Source organism: Sutcliffiella horikoshii (assembly GCF_002157855.1).
In the GTDB taxonomy this organism is placed as follows: Bacteria; Bacillota; Bacilli; order Bacillales; family Bacillaceae_I; genus Sutcliffiella_A; species Sutcliffiella_A horikoshii_C.
Genome location: NZ_CP020880.1, coordinates 781,489 through 800,068 on the forward strand (window position 1 = coordinate 781,489; position 18,580 = coordinate 800,068).

Genomic DNA, 18,580 nt, shown 5'->3' on the forward strand with positions numbered 1-18,580 from the left:
GAATAGCGTAAAACCCCGTGTGAGGGTCATAAAGGAGAAAACGATGTCTACAACTTTTATAAATACATTACAACCTTTTATACAACAGATTTGGGAAAAAAGTGAATTTGCCGCTGCAACCCCGGTTCAGGAACAGGCAATTCCGGAAATTTTAGAAGGGAAGGATGTTCTTGTCGAATCTCCGACAGGGACAGGGAAAACCTTGGCTTATTTGTTACCGATCATTGAACGTATAGATCTATCAAAACAGCATCCACAAGCGTTGATTGTGGCGCCGTCCAAGGAACTTGCAATGCAGATCTTTGAACAAGTGCAGAAATGGACAGAAGGCAGCGAAATTTCCGGTGCATCTTTCATTGGTGGAGCGAATGTGAAACGCCAACTAGAAAAGCTGAAAAAGAAACCGCATATTTTGGTGGGCACACCTGGCCGACTTCAAGAATTAATTCAAATGAAAAAAATTAAAATGCATGAAGTAAAGAGCATTGTCATGGATGAAGCGGATCAGCTCTTTGTCCCAGAACATAAAAAAACCATTGAAAACATCATTAAATCTTCCATGCAGCAGGAAAGACAACTTCTATTGTTCTCCGCAACTTTAAAGGAGGAGACGGAGAAGCAGGCAATTGACTTGCTAAAGGAGCCGTTAGTTATTAAGGTTACAAAAGAAGACTTGCCGCCAGCCCGTGTGGAGCATTTATACGCAGTGGTCGATCAGCGAGATAAAGCGAATGTCCTTGCTAATTTGCTTCGCGAGCCTGGAATAAAAGCGTTGGCATTTGTGCGTGATATCGGAAACCTTGCCGTATTAACGGAAAAACTTTTATATAAACAGTTAAATGTCGGATTTCTGCATTCCGAATCCTCCAAACAGGAACGCGAGAATGCCATGAAAAACTTCAGAAAAGACGAGTATCCGGTTCTTCTTGCTACAGATGTGGCAGCGCGGGGACTTGATATTAAAGAACTCAGTCATGTAATCCATTATGACTTACCTGAAGAAGTGGAAAGTTATGTGCATCGTTCCGGAAGAACAGCCCGCCAAGGAGCAGAAGGTACTGTTATTTCGATTGTAAGTGAACGTGAAGAGCGCAGGCTGAAGCAGTTTGCCCGTGAACTTGGCTTGAAGCTCGAAAAGCGAGTTGTGTTTGGTGGAAAGCTTGTTGGTGAAGACGAGTTGAAAACTGGAAAACCTGGTTCTGGTGGCGGACGAGGCAAAGCTGGAGGAGCTAAGGGATCTGTTGGGAAGAAGACAGGTAGTTCGAAGGGATCTTTTGGGCAACAGAAGACAGGTGCCAAGGCTGGAGTTGCGAGCGGTTCTTCCAAAGGTGGGGGAAAGGCTAAAACGAAGAAGCCTGGTTTAAAGAAACAAGGTAAGAAGAAATAAATGTAGGATTTAATGTGGACCATTCCAATTTTGGGATGGTTTTTGTTGTGTTTAGGAAAAGTCGGCAGCCCCACCAAGCAACAGCCGACATCCTCACGCCAAATCCCTATTCCACTACCCCGCTAAACTTCAACGTCTCAAACCCGCGAAACACAATATTATTTCTTCTAACCGGTTCTTCTAGTAATTTTACATCATGTACCCGTTTAAGAAGTACTTCCAATGCGATGACGGTTTCAAGTCTGGCAAGCGGGGCACCTAAGCAAAAATGAGGTCCGGATGCGAAAGATAGGTGTTTCACATTACCTCTGGATACATTAAAAACATCTGGTGACTCATGAATGTTAGGGTCACGGTTGGCTGCAGCAAGAGCGATAATTGCTGTTTGGGCCTTTTTAAGTTGTTGACCACCAAGTTCCATATCTTCTCCTACCCATCTTGAGGTAAGCAGAACGGGTGGGTCAAAACGTAAGATTTCTTCCACCGCATTTCCAATCAGGGAAGGATCATCTATAAGCTTTTTCATTTCATCCCGATGCTTAAGCAACAGATGATAGCCGTTGGTAATCAAATTTACCGTTGTCTCATGGCCCGCGATTAATAACAATAAACAAGTCGCCACCAGCTCGTCTTCGTTCAACTTGTCTCCAGAGTCAGATACTGAAATGAGACCGCTCAATAAATCCTCTCCAGGGTTCACACGTTTTACCGCTATCAAATTGCGCATATAATGGTCTGCTTCCTCAAGGGAAGGAGCAACCGCTTCTAAATCAGCTTGGGTTGTGTTAAAATCAATGAATTTAACAAAGGAATCCGACCAGACGCGGAATCGTTCTCTGTCCTCTTTTGGCACTCCGATTAGCTCTGTGATGACCATGACGGGTAGGGAGTAAGCGAAGTCGCGAATCAGTTCATGCTCCGTTTTCCCTTTTCTTGCATCCAAAAGGTAGTTCGCCATCTCGACAATAGTCGGACGGAGGCGCTCGGTCATCCTTGGCGTAAACGCTTTAGTAACAAGCCCGCGAAGTCTGGTATGATTCGGTGCATCGCGGAAAAGCATCATGTTTCGATTTAGCATAACCACCGGCACTAATGTCTGTGGAATAGGAGGCATATTCTCCTCTTGAACTAGGTTTCTTATTTCTTTTATAAATCTAGTATCTTTTAAGACAGCCTCTACTTCCTTGTAACCTGTTATCAGCCATCCATTGACATTGAAAAATGAAACCCACTGAATGGGATTGATCTCATTTGCTTGTTTGAACATTTCATATGGATTTTCTATAAATGTCTTTACCGGATCTGTTTTTACGCTCATTCAAAAACCTCCCTATATAACTACTCAACATTAAGCATTCGCTAAAAAACGAGAAAATCCTTGATGAAAATACATAAAAGGAAAATGTTTCTACCTTTTTTCTCCAGAAATACCGACCTCATTTGACACTTATCTAGCAATCTATTGTAAAATGGTGTAATAACAATAATGAGGTTAATTACATAGAGTGATGGAGGCTTATATAGAATGTTTTGTCACAAATGTGGTAGGAAAGTGACATCTGATGCAAATTTTTGCTTTAATTGTGGAGCGAATTTGAAGGATGATGTGGAGCATAATGAAGACGAATGGTTAGAAGGTAGAGGGAAAAATAAGAAAAAGCGTTTTACATATATGCCATTTTTACCTCCCATTATTAGCTTAGTGTTGATAGCTGGAACTATCGGGTGGTATTACAATCATGAGCAGAGTGTCAATGCAGAAGTGCTGACCATAAAAAAGGAAGCAGAAGACTTGGCCCTGCAGGGAGAGTATGACATGGCAAAGGAAGAATTGGCCGGTGCCATGGAATTAAGACCATCATATCATGTGTTGCGAAACAATCTCGAAGTAGTGAAAATTGCGGAAGAGGTTAACGGGGAGTTAGAGGAAGTAAAAGAGCAGATCAAAACGAAGAAGTTTGAAGATGCCGAAAAAAATCTAACAAGGCTCCGTGAGAAAATTACCAGATTAGATGGACCTTTGATTCAACCATTAAAAGAAGATGTGTCCGAAAAAGATGTCATGATTAAAGTAGGAAAAATAAACAATGAGCTAGATCAGCTCAAAACGGTGGATGAACTTTCAAGAAAGCTTGCAGTCATTTCTTCCATTCCTTCAGAAGAGGGGAAAGCGGTAAAAGAGCAAATATTAAATCGCATCGTGCAGCTTACGGTGGAGGATGCAGAAGAGAAAATCGAGCAGATGCAGTTTACCAATGCGATGACTCTAGCAGACAGAGGGCTTCAATATGCCGTGAATGATAAACGACTCCTTTCTTTAAAAGAAAAAATCGAGCAAGCTCGTAAAGAATTTGAGCAGGCGGAGTTTGAAAGAATAGAAAAGGCCATGGAAGCAGCGGCGAAAGAAGATTTGAAAAATAAAAACGCCGCCCTGGAAATCGTTAACTTTAAGGCGGAAGAGGATGAGGTCGGAGGGATGACTGTCACTGGAGAAGTGAAAAATATTGTGTCAGCAACCGTATCCTCCATTACTGTCTACTATAATATTTTAAGCAAAGATAAGAATGTATTAGATACCGGTTTTACCACCGTCTACCCTTTCAAATTGGAGCCAGGTAAAAAAGGAAAGTTCGAAGACTATTATTATGGTGTATTTGAAGATGTGACAGTGGAGATAGAAAACATTACATGGGTTGTGGAAGAGTAGAAAAGCTTTCGAAACGGCCAAACATTAAGAAGGTGTAGCAATGAATGTAAAATGGTTCATAAGTATCATCATGACGATCATTTTGATTAGTGGGGGAATACTTGGTTATTTTCATATAAAAAATACAATCCCAGCCCAACTGACGGCTCCATCGAAGCTGTATTTAGAGTCGGAAGTAGTAGAAAAAGAAAATGTACCTCAAGCTTTGAAAGAAATTATTTTTGAATCTCAAAAGCTGGTGGTGAAAATTGAATTACCGGACGGGTCGTTTGGATCTGGTTTTCTTTACAATGACAAAGGTGATGTCATTACAAATGCTCATGTAGTAGCAAATGCAAGAGACGTAAAAGTAACTTCTGCAGATTCAAAGGAACTGACAGGAGAAGTGATCGGCATCAGCATTGATACGGATATTGCTGTAGTGCGGGTACCTGAACTTGAAGGGTCACAACCTTTCAAACTAGCGAAAACTAGAAAAGCAGAGCTCGGTGATGATGTGATTGCCTTGGGGAGCCCTTTAGGACTTCAAAATACAGTCACAACAGGGATCATTAGTGGTGTCGGCCGTGAGTTTGAAATCGATTCATTCAAATATGAAGACGTGTTCCAAATTTCCGCACCGATTGCACCTGGTAATAGTGGCGGTCCGTTAATTGATACAAAAACAGGGGAAGTAGTGGGAATCAATTCCGCAACTATGGATCAAGGCGTGATTGGCTTCAGTATTCCTTTAGTGAACGTCATCCCGATGATTGAAAGCTGGTCGGCTTCTCCAATGGAGTCACTGCCAAGGATTGGAGCTAACACAACTGGAAACAGTGCAGGCGAAACATCAACGAATGCTGATATTGCAGAATACCTCGTCAATTATTTTTATGAAAGCATCAATTATCGCGATTATGTGACCGCCTATTCGTTGCTCGGAAGCAGCTGGCAATCTAAAACGGCTTATGAGGATTTTCGTGCAGGCTATTTAGATTACTTAACAATAGAAGTAGATGATTTACTGACAAAGCAGAATGGCAATAAAGTCGAAGTCATCACGGTCATAACTGCGCAGGAGCGCTCGGAAAAAGGAGTTTCTTATAAGAAATTTAAGGTTACCTTTGAGCTGGGGCTTGAGAATGATCAAATGAAGATACTTTCTGAGAAGCGGGAGAGTATGGAATAGGATAAATAGAAAAGGCCAAGCGTTGATGATGCTTTGGCCTTTTTGCTAGAGTTCGAAAGTATATAACTCGGTTGATTTCAGTTCTAGGCGCTTCGCTTGCCTGCGGGCGGTCCGTGAGCTTCCTCAGGCTTTGCCTTCCGGGCTCTCACCTGTCCCTTTCTCCCGCGGGCGTCTGCGCGCCTTCCACTCCAATCAACTGTGTAGTCTCATCCCCATTACACGCCTTGCTCCTATCACTTTTTTGCGCCAGTAAGAATCTAGGGGGGCGATTGCTACTTTCTTTTCTAGGCGGGATGTGTGTAAGATGGAATTATTCCCAATGAAGATTGCGACATGACCAATCCTGTGAATTCCTTTATATTTTGCACGCTTGGGTGTGGTGAAGAACAGAAGATCTCCGCGTCTAACAGAGGACAGTGGGATAGATTTACCGAAAAGATATTGTTGCCGGGAAGTTCTTGGCAAAATAATGCCATGCGCACCATATACATATTGAACAAAGGAACTGCAATCAAACCTGTCTGTCCGTCCGGACTCCGCACCAAAAACGTATGGTGTACCAAGGAATTCCTTACCAGTTTTAATAATTCGTTTTGCCTTTTGGAGGGACATACATGTCACCTTCTTTCATCTATTGCTATATTAGTAGATGAAAGATGATAGAGAATTGCTTGGACAATCTAGTAGTTTTTTACATAGGAGGTAGGAATATGAGTGTAAAAGATAGATTTTTGCATTACCTGGGAGTAGTGGAAAAAGAGACGAATCTTGAATTTTTAAATGAACTTATTGCTGCTCACCAATCAAAGGTAAGATGGGAAACTTGGACCAAGTTCCTTGATTTTGAAGAGAGGAAGCAGGAGAATCTTTATTTGCCAAGTATCGAGGAATATGTGGATAGAGTGATAAAGACCGGAACAGGCGGAACTTGCTGGACATTGGCGATTGGCTTTCATTTTCTTTTAAAAGAGCTGGGTTTTAAAGTTGATTATTTGTATATGACACCTGGTCATCTTTGTTTGCAGGTGGAATTAGATCAGCCCTATTATGTGGATGTCGGGTATTGTGCGCCGTTTTTTAAGGCGTTTCCTTTGCATAGCTCTTTTGAAGTAAGTACGGATATGGAGATATTCCGTTATCAGGTAAACGGGGATGAAGCTTTGGTGGAGCGTTCCCCAGGGCCGACGAAGTCATTGGGTTTGAAGCCTGTTACTTTTGAGGAAGTGAAGGGGCCTTTACTTGATTCCCATAATTGGGAGGAGGGATTTTCATTTCATAGCTTGAGGATGTTTGGCTATATAGACGGAGTCCCTTATCAATTGCGGGAAAATGCAATCAGACGATTCAAGGATCATACGCATGTGGAAGAAGAGTTGACCGATGAGCAGATGCGTTATTGGATTGAGGAAAAGTTTGGTGCAGATTATGGTGTATACTTGCGGGCGAAGGAGATTTACCGGAAGCGGAAGGGATAGTATGCAATAGTTTCTGTTGAAATCTAAAAGGGGAATTTAATCCCCTTTTAGATTCTGTGAATGACGCCCTCCACGGATGAAAAGTGGTGAACATTGTCCTCGTAGGAGTGGAATGACGCCGTCCGGCGGTGAAAAGCGGTGAACATTGTCCTCGTAGGAGTGGAATGACGCCGTCCACGGGTGAAAAGTGTTGAACATTGTCCTCGTAGGAGTGGAATGACGCCGTCCGGCGGTGAAAAGCGGTGAACATTGTCCTCGTAGGAGTGGAATGACGCCGTCCACGGGTGAAAAGCGGTGAACATTGTCCTCGTTACCTAACTTTTCTTCCTCACCAAGCCCCCAAGCAACGTTATCACCAAAATCACGGCAGCCAAGGCATACGCAACATATGCGACATTGCTGTAATCCTCCATATTTTTCACACCGATTCCAATAAAGGCCCAAACGAAGACAAGCGGATATATCCAGTCAGCTTGAGAAATCCGGAACCCTATAGCCAAAAGGGTTGCCACAACGAGCATGATGATCGTCCACGTCACATCTGATAAACCAAAGCCATTCCATCCTTTTTCTACTAAAACATAACTAATGTTAGCAATGGTGGCGACACTGATCCATCCTAGATAAATGGAGAACGTGGCAAAATCCAGTTTCCCAGGGTTAGATTCACGCATTTTCGTATATAGCGCGATAAGTGTCAGCAACAAGCTAATCATCACTACTACTGTGGTCACCCAGAATCCGTAATGCCAAAGTACCACACATGCACTGTTCAATAAGCAGCTTAAGACAAAAAGGCCGCTGGTGTTCACATATATCGGGAGATCCCTGCGTGATTTCGGGAACTGGCGAATAATCCAAATCCCAAGCAAAAGATAAATCAAACTCCAGATGGAAAATACATAGCCTGCAGGCTGAAAAAGTACGGTGATCCGATTGGCGATATCGCCCGTAGTAAGCCCGTTAAGCGGTAGGGCGTTAGCGAGATAATTTACAACTATGACCAGTATAAATGCAGCAATATTCAATAAAAGCCTCCACATTAGAAACACTCCTCTCTTCTCTCTACTATTACTATTCCTTTTGCCGAACATACATAACCATCCCAATATGCAAGTAAAGCAGAATAAGTAGAAGGACTCACAACATTCCAGCCATATTTTCACAACTTGTCTCATAAAATAGGAAATGGATTTTCCTGAGTTGAGAGTTAGAGAGGGGACAATTTTGGCTATGAATAAATTTTTTAAAGGGACACTCCTTCTGGCAATCGCCGCCTTTTTGGGAGAGAGCATAGAATTTATCGTAAATATGGTATTGGCAAAGAATCTTGGGGAAGAAGGTATGGGGCTGTATATGTCTGTATTGCCAGTCATTTTTCTGGTAGTCGTTATTTCTAGTTTGGAGCTGCCGATATCCATTTCGAAATTTGTCGCTGCCAAAGAAGAGAAGTATCATCAAAGCATGCTTCATCATGCCATGCGGCTGACAATTGTTTTTACCATTATGGTGCTTTTTGTCGCAGCAATCATCCTGCCGTTTGTTCCTGTTTTCGAGCATTACCATCCACTTGTAAAATGGTTAATACTTATTCTGATCCCGGTTATCTCATTTTCCTCCATCGCCAGAGGGTACTTTATGGGGCTTCAGCATATGAGCAAAATTGCAATCTCAAATTTTTTAAGAAAGATTGTGCAACTGAGCCTGCTCGTCCTGGTATATCATTTCTTTCATTTTTCATTGGAAGTTTCCATTTTGATTGCTCTTTGCACCTTGGTGGCGACAGAGTTGATAGTCTGTTTGTATCTTCTTTATATGTACAGGCTTCAGTATATTGAATTAAAAACGAAGGCTGCCGCCAGGATCGATGGCAGGACAGTGAGGAAGAGTTTACTTGAAGTGTCCATTCCTACAACAGGAATGCGTCTGTTTCATGCTGTCACAAATGCGATTCAACCTTTTCTTATTAAAATAGCGCTCGTAAAAGCAGGGCTCAGCCATACGATTGCACTCGAGGAGTTTGGTCTCCTTGCAGGGGTGGCGCTGACCATTGGCTTTTTCCCTGGATTCATCGCGCACTCATTGTTAATCGTCCTTATTCCGACTGTTTCGGAGGCCCATGCGAATCATGATTATAAAAAAATGCAGAAGTTGTTAAAGCAAGTAATGATTATTACGTTTATTTACGGCATTCCCATTGTGATGGTGTTTTACCACTTTGCAATTCCGCTTACGAATGTCTTTTTTGAAAATTCCCATGCTGCATCCTATGTCCAGCTTTTGTGGCCTTTCTTTCTTTTCCATTTGTTTGTCTCTCCATTGCAGGCGTATTTGATTGGATTGGGGTTGATTAAGGATGCTTTTTTACATTCTATATGGTCAACCTGTATTTCCTTTTTGCTAATGTTTCTTCTCGGTTCGCTTCCAAGCTTTCAAATGAACGGGGTGATTCTTGGCATGAATACAGGAATGGTATTGTTAACATTGATGCATTATTTTACTGTCTGTAACAAAATACATGTCACTCTATGGTTGAAGAGATTGGAAGCTCCATCCATATAGGTATGAAATTTAAACAAACGTTTATTTCACGTGAAAAGAATTAAACCGTTTTCAATTGTGCAACTTCTTGCTTATGTGTTTACATGCCTGTCCTAGGTCTTTATAATCCCAACTAGACTGTAAAAATCACGAGGGAGGCTGACCGGTATGAACAAACACTTGAAAACACTATTATTCTTGCACGTAGGTCCTCTTTTTGTTGCAATACATGTACATTTTTTCCTTTCGCCAAATAGCTTGGCAACAGGGGGAGTAAGTGGACTTTCCATCATTTTGAACGACGTATTCCCGATGTTATCGATCGGTGTGTTAATGTTGATCGTCAATTTAATTTTATTTGTTGTGGGCTTTTTGCTGCTTGGATTTGGATTTGGGACGAAAACCATTTATACCAGCGTAATGTTGTCTGTGATGGTATGGCTGCTAGAAGCATTCTTCCCAATCAGCGGTCCAATCAGCGAGGACATCCTGATTCAGTTAATCATTGGGCAATGTATTGCGGCACTGGGGATGGCGCTTGTATTTAATCAGCGTGCATCCACAGGAGGAACCGATATTATTGCATTGATTTTAAATAAATATTTTTCTGTGGACATGGGCCGTGGAGTATTGTTGGCAGATATCTTTATCGCTTTATCCTCCATTCTGGTATTCGGACCGGAAGTTGGGATGTATGCGGTATTCGGCGTTATTTTAAATGGATTAGTTATTGACTACGTGCTTCAACAGGTGAACGAAATGCGTGAAGTTGTGATCATCAGCAGCGAAAGTGATCAGATTCGCTCGTATATTGTTGGGCAATTAGGCCGTGGAGCGACCATTCACTATGCAAAAGGCGCATTTACTTCTGACGAAAAAGAAGTAATCACCACCATCTTAAATAAAAAAGACTTCTCTAAATTAAAGAAATTCATCGGTGCAACGGACCAACAAGCGTTTATCACCGTTCATAATATGAAAGAAATATTAGGACAGAACTTTAAACAATTGGTGACGAAATGATTAAAAGGGACAGGTCCCTCGACCCAAATGCGGGTGAGGGACCTGTCCCTATTTATTACCAGCACTCAAAAAGTTTCTTTTCCCGTGCCAAAAAGATTACAATAAGAAGAGGGAAATGTATTTGAGGTGGACATATTGTTAGAAAAAAAAGAAATTCTTTTAAAAAAAGCAGAGGAATTTATCCTGCAGTGTTATCAGGAATTGGCAAAGTCCGAGGACGAAATGACTGCCAGGCTGCAGATGATTAAAGATGAAATAGACCTATATGGTTATTATGAGCATACATACGAAGAATTGGCACATGGTGCGAAAATGGCATGGCGCAACAGCAACCGTTGCATAGGCAGGCTTTTTTGGAATTCGTTACATGTGATAGATCGTCGTCACTTAGAAGACGAAGAGGACATGGCGGAAGCATTACTGCATCACATTGAATTTGCAACGAATCACGGCAAAATAAAGCCTACGATCACTGTTTTCCGTCAACAAAAAGAAGAAGGAAAGCAGTTGCGAATCTGGAACCATCAACTTTTGCGGTACGCAGGTTATGAGACCGATTATGGGGTTATCGGAGACCCGGCATCCATTGCCTTTACGAAAAAGTGCCAGGAACTAGGGTGGGAGGGTGCTAAGACCCACTTTGATATCTTGCCTTTAGTAGTGCAAGTAGATGGAGCGGAGCCAAAACTGTATGTCATCCCAGAGAACTTGGTGCTTGAGGTGCCAATTGTTCACCCTACCATGCCTACGTTCGTTGATTTAGGGTTGAAATGGTACGGGACGCCGTTAATTTCCGATATGCGATTAGAGATAGGCGGCATTCATTACACTGCTGCCCCTTTCAACGGCTGGTATATGGAAACAGAGATTGGCGCGAGAAATTTTGCTGATACTGATCGGTATAATATGCTCCCGAAAGTTGCATCCCTTATGGAGCTTGATACGAGTACTAATGCGACGATGTGGAAAGATAAAGCGCTGATAGAGTTGAACTTAGCGGTGGTCCACTCTTTCAAGGAAAAGGGCGTGAGCATTGTCGATCATCATACAGCTGCGATGCAGTTTAAGCATTTTGAGGAACGGGAAGCGGAGAGTTGCCGGCACGTAACAGGTGAATGGGCATGGTTGATTCCGCCAGTGTCGCCAGCTGCCACGCATATTTTTCATAAATCTTATGAGAACAAGATTGTGTTGCCCAATTATTTTTATCAGGATAAGTTGTATTGAAATGAGGTCTCTTCCCGTTGGTGGGAGGGGGCTTTTTAAATGGGGAGTTTATAAGACTGTTGCTTTCCGTTCCAGGTGCTTAGCTTGCCTGCGGGCGCTCCGTGAGCCTCCTCGGCTTGCAGCCTGTGGGGTCTCACTTGTCCCTTCCTCCTGCGGGCGTCTACGCGTCTTCCACTCCAATCAACAAGGTGACTTCATTTACTTAAGAACTTGTGAGAATTCATCAAACTGAGTTATCTGTAAAAGCACTAACATTTCGTTCCTCTAATTTCTAGCTGTGGATTGGAGCAAATGGCATAGACTCCAGCGGGGGAGTAACGGTAGGTTGAGACCCTTCAATGAAGAGAGGAGGCTCAAGCACCGTCCCGCGGAAAACGAAGCTATTTGCGGAAAGGAACAGCGGCGGATAACCAATCAACTAAATTCCTTAACAAACAAAAACCGAGCCCTGAGATAGGAGCTCGGTTTTGTTGTATTTTTAAAATTAAGTCGCAGCCTTTTGCAGCTTATGAATGACACTCAACGATTTTCCAGTACCGATTGCAACAGACTCCAATGGGTTTGGTGCAATATACACAGGAACTACAATCTCATTGCTTAACCATTCTTGCATGCCGTTCAACAGAGCGCCACCACCAGTGATGATAACCCCTCTGTCTACGATGTCCCCACTTAGTTCAGGAGGGCAATCTTCTAGCGTTGCACGAATTGCTTCAAGGATGTGCAATAAGGATTCTTTGATTGCTTTTTGAATTTCAGTAGAGTGCAATTCGATCGTTTTTGGTAGACCTGTTACAAGGTCACGACCGCGGATCTCCATCGTGATTTCTTCGTGGTCCACTAATGCATAACCAATCGTCATTTTGATTTGCTCAGCTGTACGCTCACCAATCAACAGATTGTAGTTTTTGCGTACGTGGTGCACGATATCGTCATCAAACTGGTCTCCACCTACACGGATAGAGTTACAAGATACTACACCGCCGTAAGAGATGATGGCAACTTCCGTTGTACCGCCACCGATGTCGACTACCACGTTAGCAACAGGCTCGTCCACCGGTAGATCTGCACCGATTGCAGCTGCTACTGGCTCTTCAATCAAATGAACGTGCTTTGCGCCACAGTTTTTTACAGCGTCTTGAATCGCGCGACGCTCAACAGACGTGGAGCCAGATGGTGTACACACAACGACACTTGGCTTACGGATAGAGAAGCCCATCGTTTTGCTCGCTTTTTTCATGATTTGCTTTAACATGCTTGTCGTGATGTCGAAATCTGCGATAACGCCATCTTTCAATGGTCGAACTGCCACGATTCTTCCTGGCGTCTTACCAATCATGTTCTTTGCTTCTGTACCAACAGCAAGCACGGCTTTTGTTTCTAAATCAATAGCTACAACGGACGGTTCATTGAACACAATCCCTTTACTTTTACTATAAACCAGCGTATTCGCTGTACCTAAGTCAATCCCAATTTCAGTTGTTGAAAACATAATCCATTCACCCAATCTTTTTAGTTAGTTAGTTTAGGTCTCTTATATACTTTCTACGAAGAATGTCGTTTTGTGGGGGTAAATGTACTAGAATAATATGGTAATATAATCAGGTGTAGAAAAAGAAATCTATAGGATATAAAACTATTAGAAACTCATGGATTTTACTGGATAGTTATGTTATATTCTAGAAAAAAACGGGGATATACAGCCTATGAATTTTCGTAATGAGCATAAGGATATAGAAGAAATAGAAGAAGAGAGGTTTTGGGAATTTGATCCTAGAACGGTTACTTTTTTCTTAGCGGCGTTGGCCATAATTGTTGGGATCATCACTTTTCTAAGCTTTTATGATGGATTGAAAGTGAAAAGTCAGGAAGAAATAGCGACATATGTAAATGATATGAATGAACTTTTGATACAAAGTAAGGAATATTCCGATTCTGTGGAAGACTCCATAAAAAATGGGACAGCTTCTGAATTTACTAAAAAAGATGAACAGGAATTTCGTATTCTTATGGATACAGCGAGCAAGTTGTCTATCCCCTCAAAGTGGAAAGAGCATCACGAAGCAGCAACGGGGCTAATATCTGGCAGATATATGTTTTTCTATCACTATCAGCAAAATTTTAGGTTGGGTGAAGAGGACATTCAAGAAAAGTTGTCAGAGCTTGAAAAACTTGAAAATGTAGAAAAGGAAATGCTTCTTTCTTCCTTTGATGCTTCAGGAATTTCTTATCGTGAATCAGAGGAAGGGAAGATTACCTTCTCCATTAAAACCTATTAAAAAACCTGAAGTTCTCTGTTTTATGGAGAGGCTTCAGGTTTCTTTTAATTCTGTATAGATTACTAGCCGTTCTTGATGATTGTTTGTTTTACGATCATAAAGGCCGGTGCAGGTAATCAAATTCAGTTGCTGATTGTTTGACGGTCCAAAAATGGTCCGTATCGGGGCTTCATTGTATGGATAAGCTTCCTTCCCTGTGACAACAAATGTCAAGGTTTGGTTACCATCCTCCACCATTACTTCATCACCAATCTCCAAGTCTTTTAAATAAAAAAAGATGGCGGGGCCAGTATAGTCGTCAACATGTGCTGCCAACACTGCATTACCCTTTGCTCCAGGTTTTGTTCCCGGTTCAAACCAAGCGACCGTTTCTCCATCTTCAGGAACAGCCATGGCACCTGATTCGTCCAGTCCATAGGGTTTCACCTTTGCATCAACGTTAATTGCAGGAATGTTAATCCGGGTAGGAATAATGCCTTTAAGAGGAGGGGCCATTTCTGATTTGTTAGTATCAGCTTGATTTTCCTCTTCAGGTTTATTTTCATTCTCATTTACCTGTGAAGCTATTTCTTCCACCGGAGCTTTGACAGACTCCGGTGGAAGATTTGTATCAGCTTCATTTTGTGTAATAGGTGTACATGCCGTGGAGAAGATTAGAAGGCTTCCCAACAGACCTATTAGTATTCTATTATTTTTGTGCCGCAAAGCGACGCACTCCAACAGCCGCTGCTCCAACCACTAGAAGGCCAGCAATCAATGCCCAAGAGTTCATTCCGTTAGATTGTGAAGCACCACCCATACCTGTTTGAGGCATTTCGCTAGGCATCATTGTGTTATCTTCTAGTAATAGTATTTCAATGCTGTCTACTGTGTTGATCGCATATACAGAGTAAACTTTATTTTCCTCAAGCATTGTACCAGACAAGTCTAATACTTGCTCTCCACCATCAGCTGTACGTACTTCTAAATCATATGTTCCAGCATCAAGTGTCATGTAATCTGTTACTGCTTTAAATTCTGCTCCGGAGAATGCATCATCTCCATCAATTAAACCAACATTTACTGCAGGTGCGTCAGGTGAGAAGTGACCTACACGGATTTTAGATTGACCTTCAGCTATCATGTTGTCATCAGTAGTAACAGACAGTTCAAGGTTTTCCACTGTATTGATTGCTGCAACCGTATAAGACATTCCAGCTTCGATCGTTAAGTCAGTAGCGATGACAGGATCTGCTTCGCCCATTGTTCCAGCTGCATAGATTTCCACTTCGTGCGTTCCAGCTGGTAAGTTCATGTAATCAGTAGCTGCTTTAAATTCTGCATTTTCAACTGTTGCTTCGCCATTTACATAAACATCAACTGCTGGAGCATCTGGTGAAGCGTGGATGATACGAACCATTGCGTGGTCATCTGCACTTGCGAAGCTTCCTAATACCGAGAATGCCAAGATACTTGCAATACCTGCAATCAATAAACGTAACTTTTTCAAACAAATCTCTCCCTTTTGTATAGTTTATGTACAGGTGATGTTCATCTCCTGTATAACAAATATATACCACATTACTTTGAATTAAAACTAATAATATGCTCTTGAATGTGCTCTCTTAAAAAATGAATTTGTTTTATGAATGGGGAGTGCGGGTATTACAAGACTATAAAACAAGGAGGCGATAAAATGAGTAAACTATTTAAAAGAGTGTTTATTGCGGTGTTGCCGATTTTGGTGAAAGAAGGATTTCGTTATTATAAAGAAAGAAAAAGCACGTCCACCAGCACTAAGAGTGCATAAGGATTTGCTGTTTAGAAGGAGGGAATCTCATGGAGAAATATACTTATTATGTAACGATGGAAACTGGTCAAATTCACCGGGAACCTTTCGACGAACAGGTTAAATATTATGAAGTACTTGCAACACAGGAAGAAATTCATGAAATTGAAAGACTTTTTGAGGAGTTGCATACGACAGAATATAGTCCAGATGCATTCAAAAGCCCGCTAAATGAAAAAAGTACCCAAGAGCATCGGGACAAACAACAATTAATACTTGATAAAATTCTTGTAGCTATCTATGAACTTGGTACGGAAGTGACCAAAGAAGAGATTCGCACAATGAATGGTATGAACCAGCGTGTTTAATTGGACGCTGGTTTTTTTATGGGGGTAGAATGTAATATTGGTAGCTTCTGACCACAAATAAGAACATTATGGAATAAATTATCTGGAGGAAAGACCTATTTTTGGCTTTGGCTCGGGCTTTCCGTTGAAAGTGGCGTGCGACCGAGTTAGACTAGGTAAAAAAGTAGTGTTAGGAGTATTCCTATTATGAATAAACAAAAACAGATTAGTATGTATCCTGCAGTAGCAGTGATCATCTTTGATGAACAGAAAAGAATATTATTACAAAAACGAGCAGATGTGGGCTTATGGACTATCCCAGCTGGTCATGTTGAGCCGGGTGAGACGGTGGAGGAAGCGGCTGTGCGAGAGGTTTATCAAGATACAGGACTGGTTGTCGATCCGTACCGCCTGATTGGCGTCTATTCCGACCCAGAATCTCAAACGTTTGAATATCCGGACGGACGCTTAGTTCAGTTTGTGACATCCTATTTTGAAGCGGAAATTACGGGTGGGACTACGACCAAGAAAGATCCTGCCCTGATTGAGCTCGAGTTTTTTGCGCCAAACAAACTGCCCCATGACCTACTGCCCATGCACCCAAGATGGCTCGTCGACGCATTCTCTGACAGACCCGAAGCATTTGTAAGGTAAAGGGTAAAGTGGTGGGGGAATTAGAGTAACCATTTAGTATTCGACGCGAATTGAAAAAATCCTTGAGGGGTCTGACCCCCTCAAGGATTTTTTTTCAACATATATATATCAATTAATGTCAAAATCATTCAAAACCGTCAATGCACATTTGTTAGAAACGTCAGGAAGAAGAGTGCCGCGATCACGTAAAGTGGAGCGGAGACTTCTTTTGCTTTGCCTAGTACCAGCTTCATGAGCGGGTAGGCGATAAATCCGAATGCAATTCCGTCTGCGATCGAGTAAGAGAATGGAATCATTACAATTACTAGGAACGCAGGGAACCCTTCAGATAGGTCTTGGAAGTCGATTTGCTTCACAGATTGAAGCATAAGTACACCAATGATAATCAAGATTGGCGCAATCGCACTGCCAGGAATTATTTTAATGAAGGGAATCGCAAACAAGGAAAGCAAAAATAGGCTTCCTGTCGTTATTGCTGTCACACCGGTTCTTCCGCCAGCGGCAATACCTGCTGCCGTTTCCACTGTTGAAACAGTAGGGCTGGTACCAAAAAATCCACTTGTTAAAATGGAGATTCCGTTTGCCTGGAAAGAACGTTTGAACTTTTCAGGGCGGTTGATCATTCCCAGGTGTCCGTTAATAAGCCCGATGTTCTCAAACAGGAGAACCATCGTTAAAGAGAAGACAGCCACTAAAAACGTGAACTCTCCAATCTTTGCAAATGAAACGGCACCAAATAAGGAAAGATAGCTATCCAACGGTAAAGCACTTCCTCCAACATCAGAGAAGTTTACCACTCCCAAAGCAGCTGCGATAACCGTACCAGCAACAATACTAATTAGAAAGTTCGCTGGAACATTTCGCATAAACAATGTTACGGCTAAAATCACTGTCAGAATCGTGGCAACCACATAAGGACTTGAAACATCACCAAGTGATAATAGTGAGTTCTCACCTTTTACGATAAGTCCGCCTTTTTCCAATCCGATCAGGGTCAAAAATAACCCTAACCCAACCGTAATCGCATGCTTTAAAGAGTTTGGAATCGCCTCGAGCAGCACTTGTGCGAGCTTTGTAAACGAAATGATCGTCACAATCACACCAGAAACCACTACGACGCCCAATGCTTCTTGCCAGGTTAATCCCATAGAATGAACCAACGTATAGGTGAACATCGCGTTGATTCCCATACCAGGAACAAGGATGATCGGCGCATTCGCCCAAAATCCCATCAGCCAACAACCTACAACACATGTAAGGATGGTAGCGATAATTCCGGCTTCAATCGGAATACCTGCTTCTGCAAGAATCGTTGCATTAACAGCAATAATGTACACAATGGTAAAGAATGAAATCATTCCGGCCATCATTTCACGCTTTAAAGTCGTTTCATGACCAGCCAGATCAAATGAATTCTTCATCCATTGAAGCATAATAAAACACCTTATTCAGTTTCCCTCTCCCACCCGGCCGCACAGGACCCACAAACAAATATTATAACGCGCATTGGGGCATTCGACAATAGAAATTTCTCAAGGTTATTTGCAAGAATGTTCAGAAAAAATACACACTCTTTTTTAAAAAAATGGGGTAAACTGGTAGTAACGAATAGGAAAAGGGTGAGTGCGGTGGACTTTTTTCGACTAACAGATGAAAAAATCAGAAAAGCTTATGAAGATGGTGAGTTCGAAAACCTGCCGGGATACGGGAAACGACTGGAACTCGAAGATCTATCAAATGTTCCGCCTGAGATGAGAATGGCCTATAAGATGATGAAGAACGCAGGAATGATGGAAGAACAGCAGGTGCGGACAGAAATTGAATATTTGGAGGACCTTATCGAAGGAGCGCATAGTGATGTGGAGGAAGTGAGGTTAACTGCAAGGTTGAATGAAAAGCAGGTAAGGCTTCAGCAAATAATCCAAAAGAAAAAGAAAGAGGCCAATTCAGCTGTTTTTAAAGACTATCAATCACAGATGATGAAAAAATTCGAATGATGTA

Annotated in this window: 18 protein-coding genes; 11 read left to right on the forward strand and 7 right to left on the reverse strand. The window is 42.0% G+C overall.

Going from position 1 to position 18,580, the window contains the following annotated elements:
* Nucleotides 1-43 precede the first annotated feature (43 nt).
* A complete protein-coding gene (locus B4U37_RS04160; RefSeq protein WP_088020131.1) occupies nt 44-1,387 on the forward strand; it encodes a DEAD/DEAH box helicase in 1,344 nt (447 codons plus the stop codon).
* A 106-nt stretch (nt 1,388-1,493) separates the two neighbouring features.
* Here the strand turns inward: B4U37_RS04160 and B4U37_RS04165 are convergent, their stop codons facing one another.
* On the reverse strand, nt 1,494-2,705 hold the full coding sequence (locus B4U37_RS04165; RefSeq protein WP_088017212.1) for a cytochrome P450: 1,212 nt from the start codon (nt 2,703-2,705) through the stop codon (nt 1,494-1,496).
* A gap of 207 nt (nt 2,706-2,912) precedes the next feature.
* Here B4U37_RS04165 and B4U37_RS04170 point away from each other — a divergent pair, with 207 nt between their 5' ends.
* Together B4U37_RS04170 and B4U37_RS04175 are read left to right on the forward strand one after the other, a co-directional pair.
* Nucleotides 2,913-4,094, forward strand: coding sequence for an FxLYD domain-containing protein (locus tag B4U37_RS04170; protein WP_088017213.1), 1,182 nt, complete (start codon nt 2,913-2,915; stop codon nt 4,092-4,094).
* Between the two features lie 40 nt (nt 4,095-4,134).
* Nucleotides 4,135-5,265: a S1C family serine protease gene (locus B4U37_RS04175; RefSeq protein ID WP_088017214.1), complete on the forward strand. Its 1,131-nt coding sequence runs from the start codon at nt 4,135-4,137 to the stop codon at nt 5,263-5,265.
* Between the two features lie 192 nt (nt 5,266-5,457).
* Here the strand turns inward: B4U37_RS04175 and B4U37_RS04180 are convergent, their stop codons facing one another.
* Nucleotides 5,458-5,877: a C40 family peptidase gene (locus B4U37_RS04180; RefSeq protein WP_088017215.1), complete on the reverse strand. Its 420-nt coding sequence runs from the start codon at nt 5,875-5,877 to the stop codon at nt 5,458-5,460.
* Nucleotides 5,878-5,975: 98 nt separating this feature from the next.
* On the opposite strand from B4U37_RS04180, the gene B4U37_RS04185 reads away from it, so the two are divergent.
* Entirely contained in the window at nt 5,976-6,740 is a 765-nt protein-coding gene (locus B4U37_RS04185; RefSeq protein WP_088017216.1) for an arylamine N-acetyltransferase, read from the forward strand.
* Nucleotides 6,741-7,054: 314 nt separating this feature from the next.
* Here B4U37_RS04185 and B4U37_RS04190 read toward each other — a convergent pair whose 3' ends face one another.
* On the reverse strand, nt 7,055-7,783 hold the full coding sequence (locus B4U37_RS04190; RefSeq protein ID WP_088017217.1) for a TspO/MBR family protein: 729 nt from the start codon (nt 7,781-7,783) through the stop codon (nt 7,055-7,057).
* 190 nt (nt 7,784-7,973) lie between these two features.
* On the opposite strand from B4U37_RS04190, the gene B4U37_RS04195 reads away from it, so the two are divergent.
* The 3 genes from B4U37_RS04195 (at nt 7,974) to B4U37_RS04205 (ending at nt 11,531) form a co-directional block, all read left to right on the forward strand.
* Nucleotides 7,974-9,302: a polysaccharide biosynthesis protein gene (locus B4U37_RS04195; RefSeq protein ID WP_088017218.1), complete on the forward strand. Its 1,329-nt coding sequence runs from the start codon at nt 7,974-7,976 to the stop codon at nt 9,300-9,302.
* Between the two features lie 147 nt (nt 9,303-9,449).
* Complete coding sequence (locus B4U37_RS04200) at nt 9,450-10,304, forward strand: YitT family protein (RefSeq protein ID WP_088017219.1); 855 nt, start codon at nt 9,450-9,452, stop codon at nt 10,302-10,304.
* A 135-nt stretch (nt 10,305-10,439) separates the two neighbouring features.
* Nucleotides 10,440-11,531, forward strand: coding sequence for a nitric oxide synthase oxygenase (locus B4U37_RS04205; protein WP_213084098.1), 1,092 nt, complete (start codon nt 10,440-10,442; stop codon nt 11,529-11,531).
* A 484-nt stretch (nt 11,532-12,015) separates the two neighbouring features.
* Here B4U37_RS04205 and mreBH read toward each other — a convergent pair whose 3' ends face one another.
* The gene (gene mreBH, locus B4U37_RS04210) at nt 12,016-13,023 is read right to left on the reverse strand and encodes a rod-share determining protein MreBH (protein WP_088017220.1); all 1,008 of its coding nucleotides are present in this window, start codon (nt 13,021-13,023) and stop codon (nt 12,016-12,018) included.
* Between the two features lie 214 nt (nt 13,024-13,237).
* Here mreBH and B4U37_RS04215 point away from each other — a divergent pair, with 214 nt between their 5' ends.
* Nucleotides 13,238-13,810: a hypothetical protein gene (locus B4U37_RS04215; protein WP_088017221.1), complete on the forward strand. Its 573-nt coding sequence runs from the start codon at nt 13,238-13,240 to the stop codon at nt 13,808-13,810.
* A gap of 33 nt (nt 13,811-13,843) precedes the next feature.
* Here the strand turns inward: B4U37_RS04215 and B4U37_RS04220 are convergent, their stop codons facing one another.
* Both B4U37_RS04220 and B4U37_RS04225 read right to left on the reverse strand, forming a co-directional pair.
* Entirely contained in the window at nt 13,844-14,515 is a 672-nt protein-coding gene (locus B4U37_RS04220; RefSeq protein ID WP_088017222.1) for a class F sortase, read from the reverse strand.
* Nucleotides 14,499-15,299 carry a DUF4397 domain-containing protein gene (locus B4U37_RS04225; RefSeq protein ID WP_088017223.1) on the reverse strand — a complete coding sequence of 267 codons (801 nt, stop codon included), beginning with the start codon at nt 15,297-15,299 and terminating at the stop codon, nt 14,499-14,501. Before B4U37_RS04225 ends, B4U37_RS04220 begins: the two co-directional genes overlap by 17 nt.
* Nucleotides 15,300-15,628: 329 nt before the next feature.
* On the opposite strand from B4U37_RS04225, the gene B4U37_RS04230 reads away from it, so the two are divergent.
* Both B4U37_RS04230 and B4U37_RS04235 read left to right on the forward strand, forming a co-directional pair.
* Nucleotides 15,629-15,946, forward strand: coding sequence for a hypothetical protein (locus B4U37_RS04230; RefSeq protein WP_088017224.1), 318 nt, complete (start codon nt 15,629-15,631; stop codon nt 15,944-15,946).
* A gap of 186 nt (nt 15,947-16,132) precedes the next feature.
* Nucleotides 16,133-16,579, forward strand: coding sequence for an NUDIX domain-containing protein (locus B4U37_RS04235; RefSeq protein ID WP_088017225.1), 447 nt, complete (start codon nt 16,133-16,135; stop codon nt 16,577-16,579).
* A 137-nt stretch (nt 16,580-16,716) separates the two neighbouring features.
* Here B4U37_RS04235 and B4U37_RS04240 read toward each other — a convergent pair whose 3' ends face one another.
* Nucleotides 16,717-18,012, reverse strand: coding sequence for an NCS2 family permease (locus B4U37_RS04240; RefSeq protein WP_088017226.1), 1,296 nt, complete (start codon nt 18,010-18,012; stop codon nt 16,717-16,719).
* Nucleotides 18,013-18,207: 195 nt separating this feature from the next.
* Between B4U37_RS04240 and B4U37_RS04245 the strand changes: the two genes are divergently transcribed.
* Nucleotides 18,208-18,576: a DnaJ family domain-containing protein gene (locus B4U37_RS04245; RefSeq protein WP_088020135.1), complete on the forward strand. Its 369-nt coding sequence runs from the start codon at nt 18,208-18,210 to the stop codon at nt 18,574-18,576.
* Nucleotides 18,577-18,580: the final 4 nt, after the last annotated feature.

Bases quoted from the DNA above. Each gene is read 5' to 3' on its own strand.
- B4U37_RS04160 (WP_088020131.1), top strand. From the start codon at position 44: ATGTCTACAACTTTTATAAATACATTACAACCTTTTATACAACAGATT.
- B4U37_RS04165 (WP_088017212.1), bottom strand. From the start codon at position 2,705: ATGAGCGTAAAAACAGATCCGGTAAAGACATTTATAGAAAATCCATAT.
- B4U37_RS04170 (WP_088017213.1), top strand. From the start codon at position 2,913: ATGTTTTGTCACAAATGTGGTAGGAAAGTGACATCTGATGCAAATTTT.
- B4U37_RS04175 (WP_088017214.1), top strand. From the start codon at position 4,135: ATGAATGTAAAATGGTTCATAAGTATCATCATGACGATCATTTTGATT.
- B4U37_RS04180 (WP_088017215.1), bottom strand. From the start codon at position 5,877: ATGTCCCTCCAAAAGGCAAAACGAATTATTAAAACTGGTAAGGAATTC.
- B4U37_RS04185 (WP_088017216.1), top strand. From the start codon at position 5,976: ATGAGTGTAAAAGATAGATTTTTGCATTACCTGGGAGTAGTGGAAAAA.
- B4U37_RS04190 (WP_088017217.1), bottom strand. From the start codon at position 7,783: ATGTGGAGGCTTTTATTGAATATTGCTGCATTTATACTGGTCATAGTT.
- B4U37_RS04195 (WP_088017218.1), top strand. From the start codon at position 7,974: ATGAATAAATTTTTTAAAGGGACACTCCTTCTGGCAATCGCCGCCTTT.
- B4U37_RS04200 (WP_088017219.1), top strand. From the start codon at position 9,450: ATGAACAAACACTTGAAAACACTATTATTCTTGCACGTAGGTCCTCTT.
- mreBH (WP_088017220.1), bottom strand. From the start codon at position 13,023: ATGTTTTCAACAACTGAAATTGGGATTGACTTAGGTACAGCGAATACG.
- B4U37_RS04215 (WP_088017221.1), top strand. From the start codon at position 13,238: ATGAATTTTCGTAATGAGCATAAGGATATAGAAGAAATAGAAGAAGAG.
- B4U37_RS04230 (WP_088017224.1), top strand. From the start codon at position 15,629: ATGGAGAAATATACTTATTATGTAACGATGGAAACTGGTCAAATTCAC.
- B4U37_RS04235 (WP_088017225.1), top strand. From the start codon at position 16,133: ATGAATAAACAAAAACAGATTAGTATGTATCCTGCAGTAGCAGTGATC.
- B4U37_RS04240 (WP_088017226.1), bottom strand. From the start codon at position 18,012: ATGCTTCAATGGATGAAGAATTCATTTGATCTGGCTGGTCATGAAACG.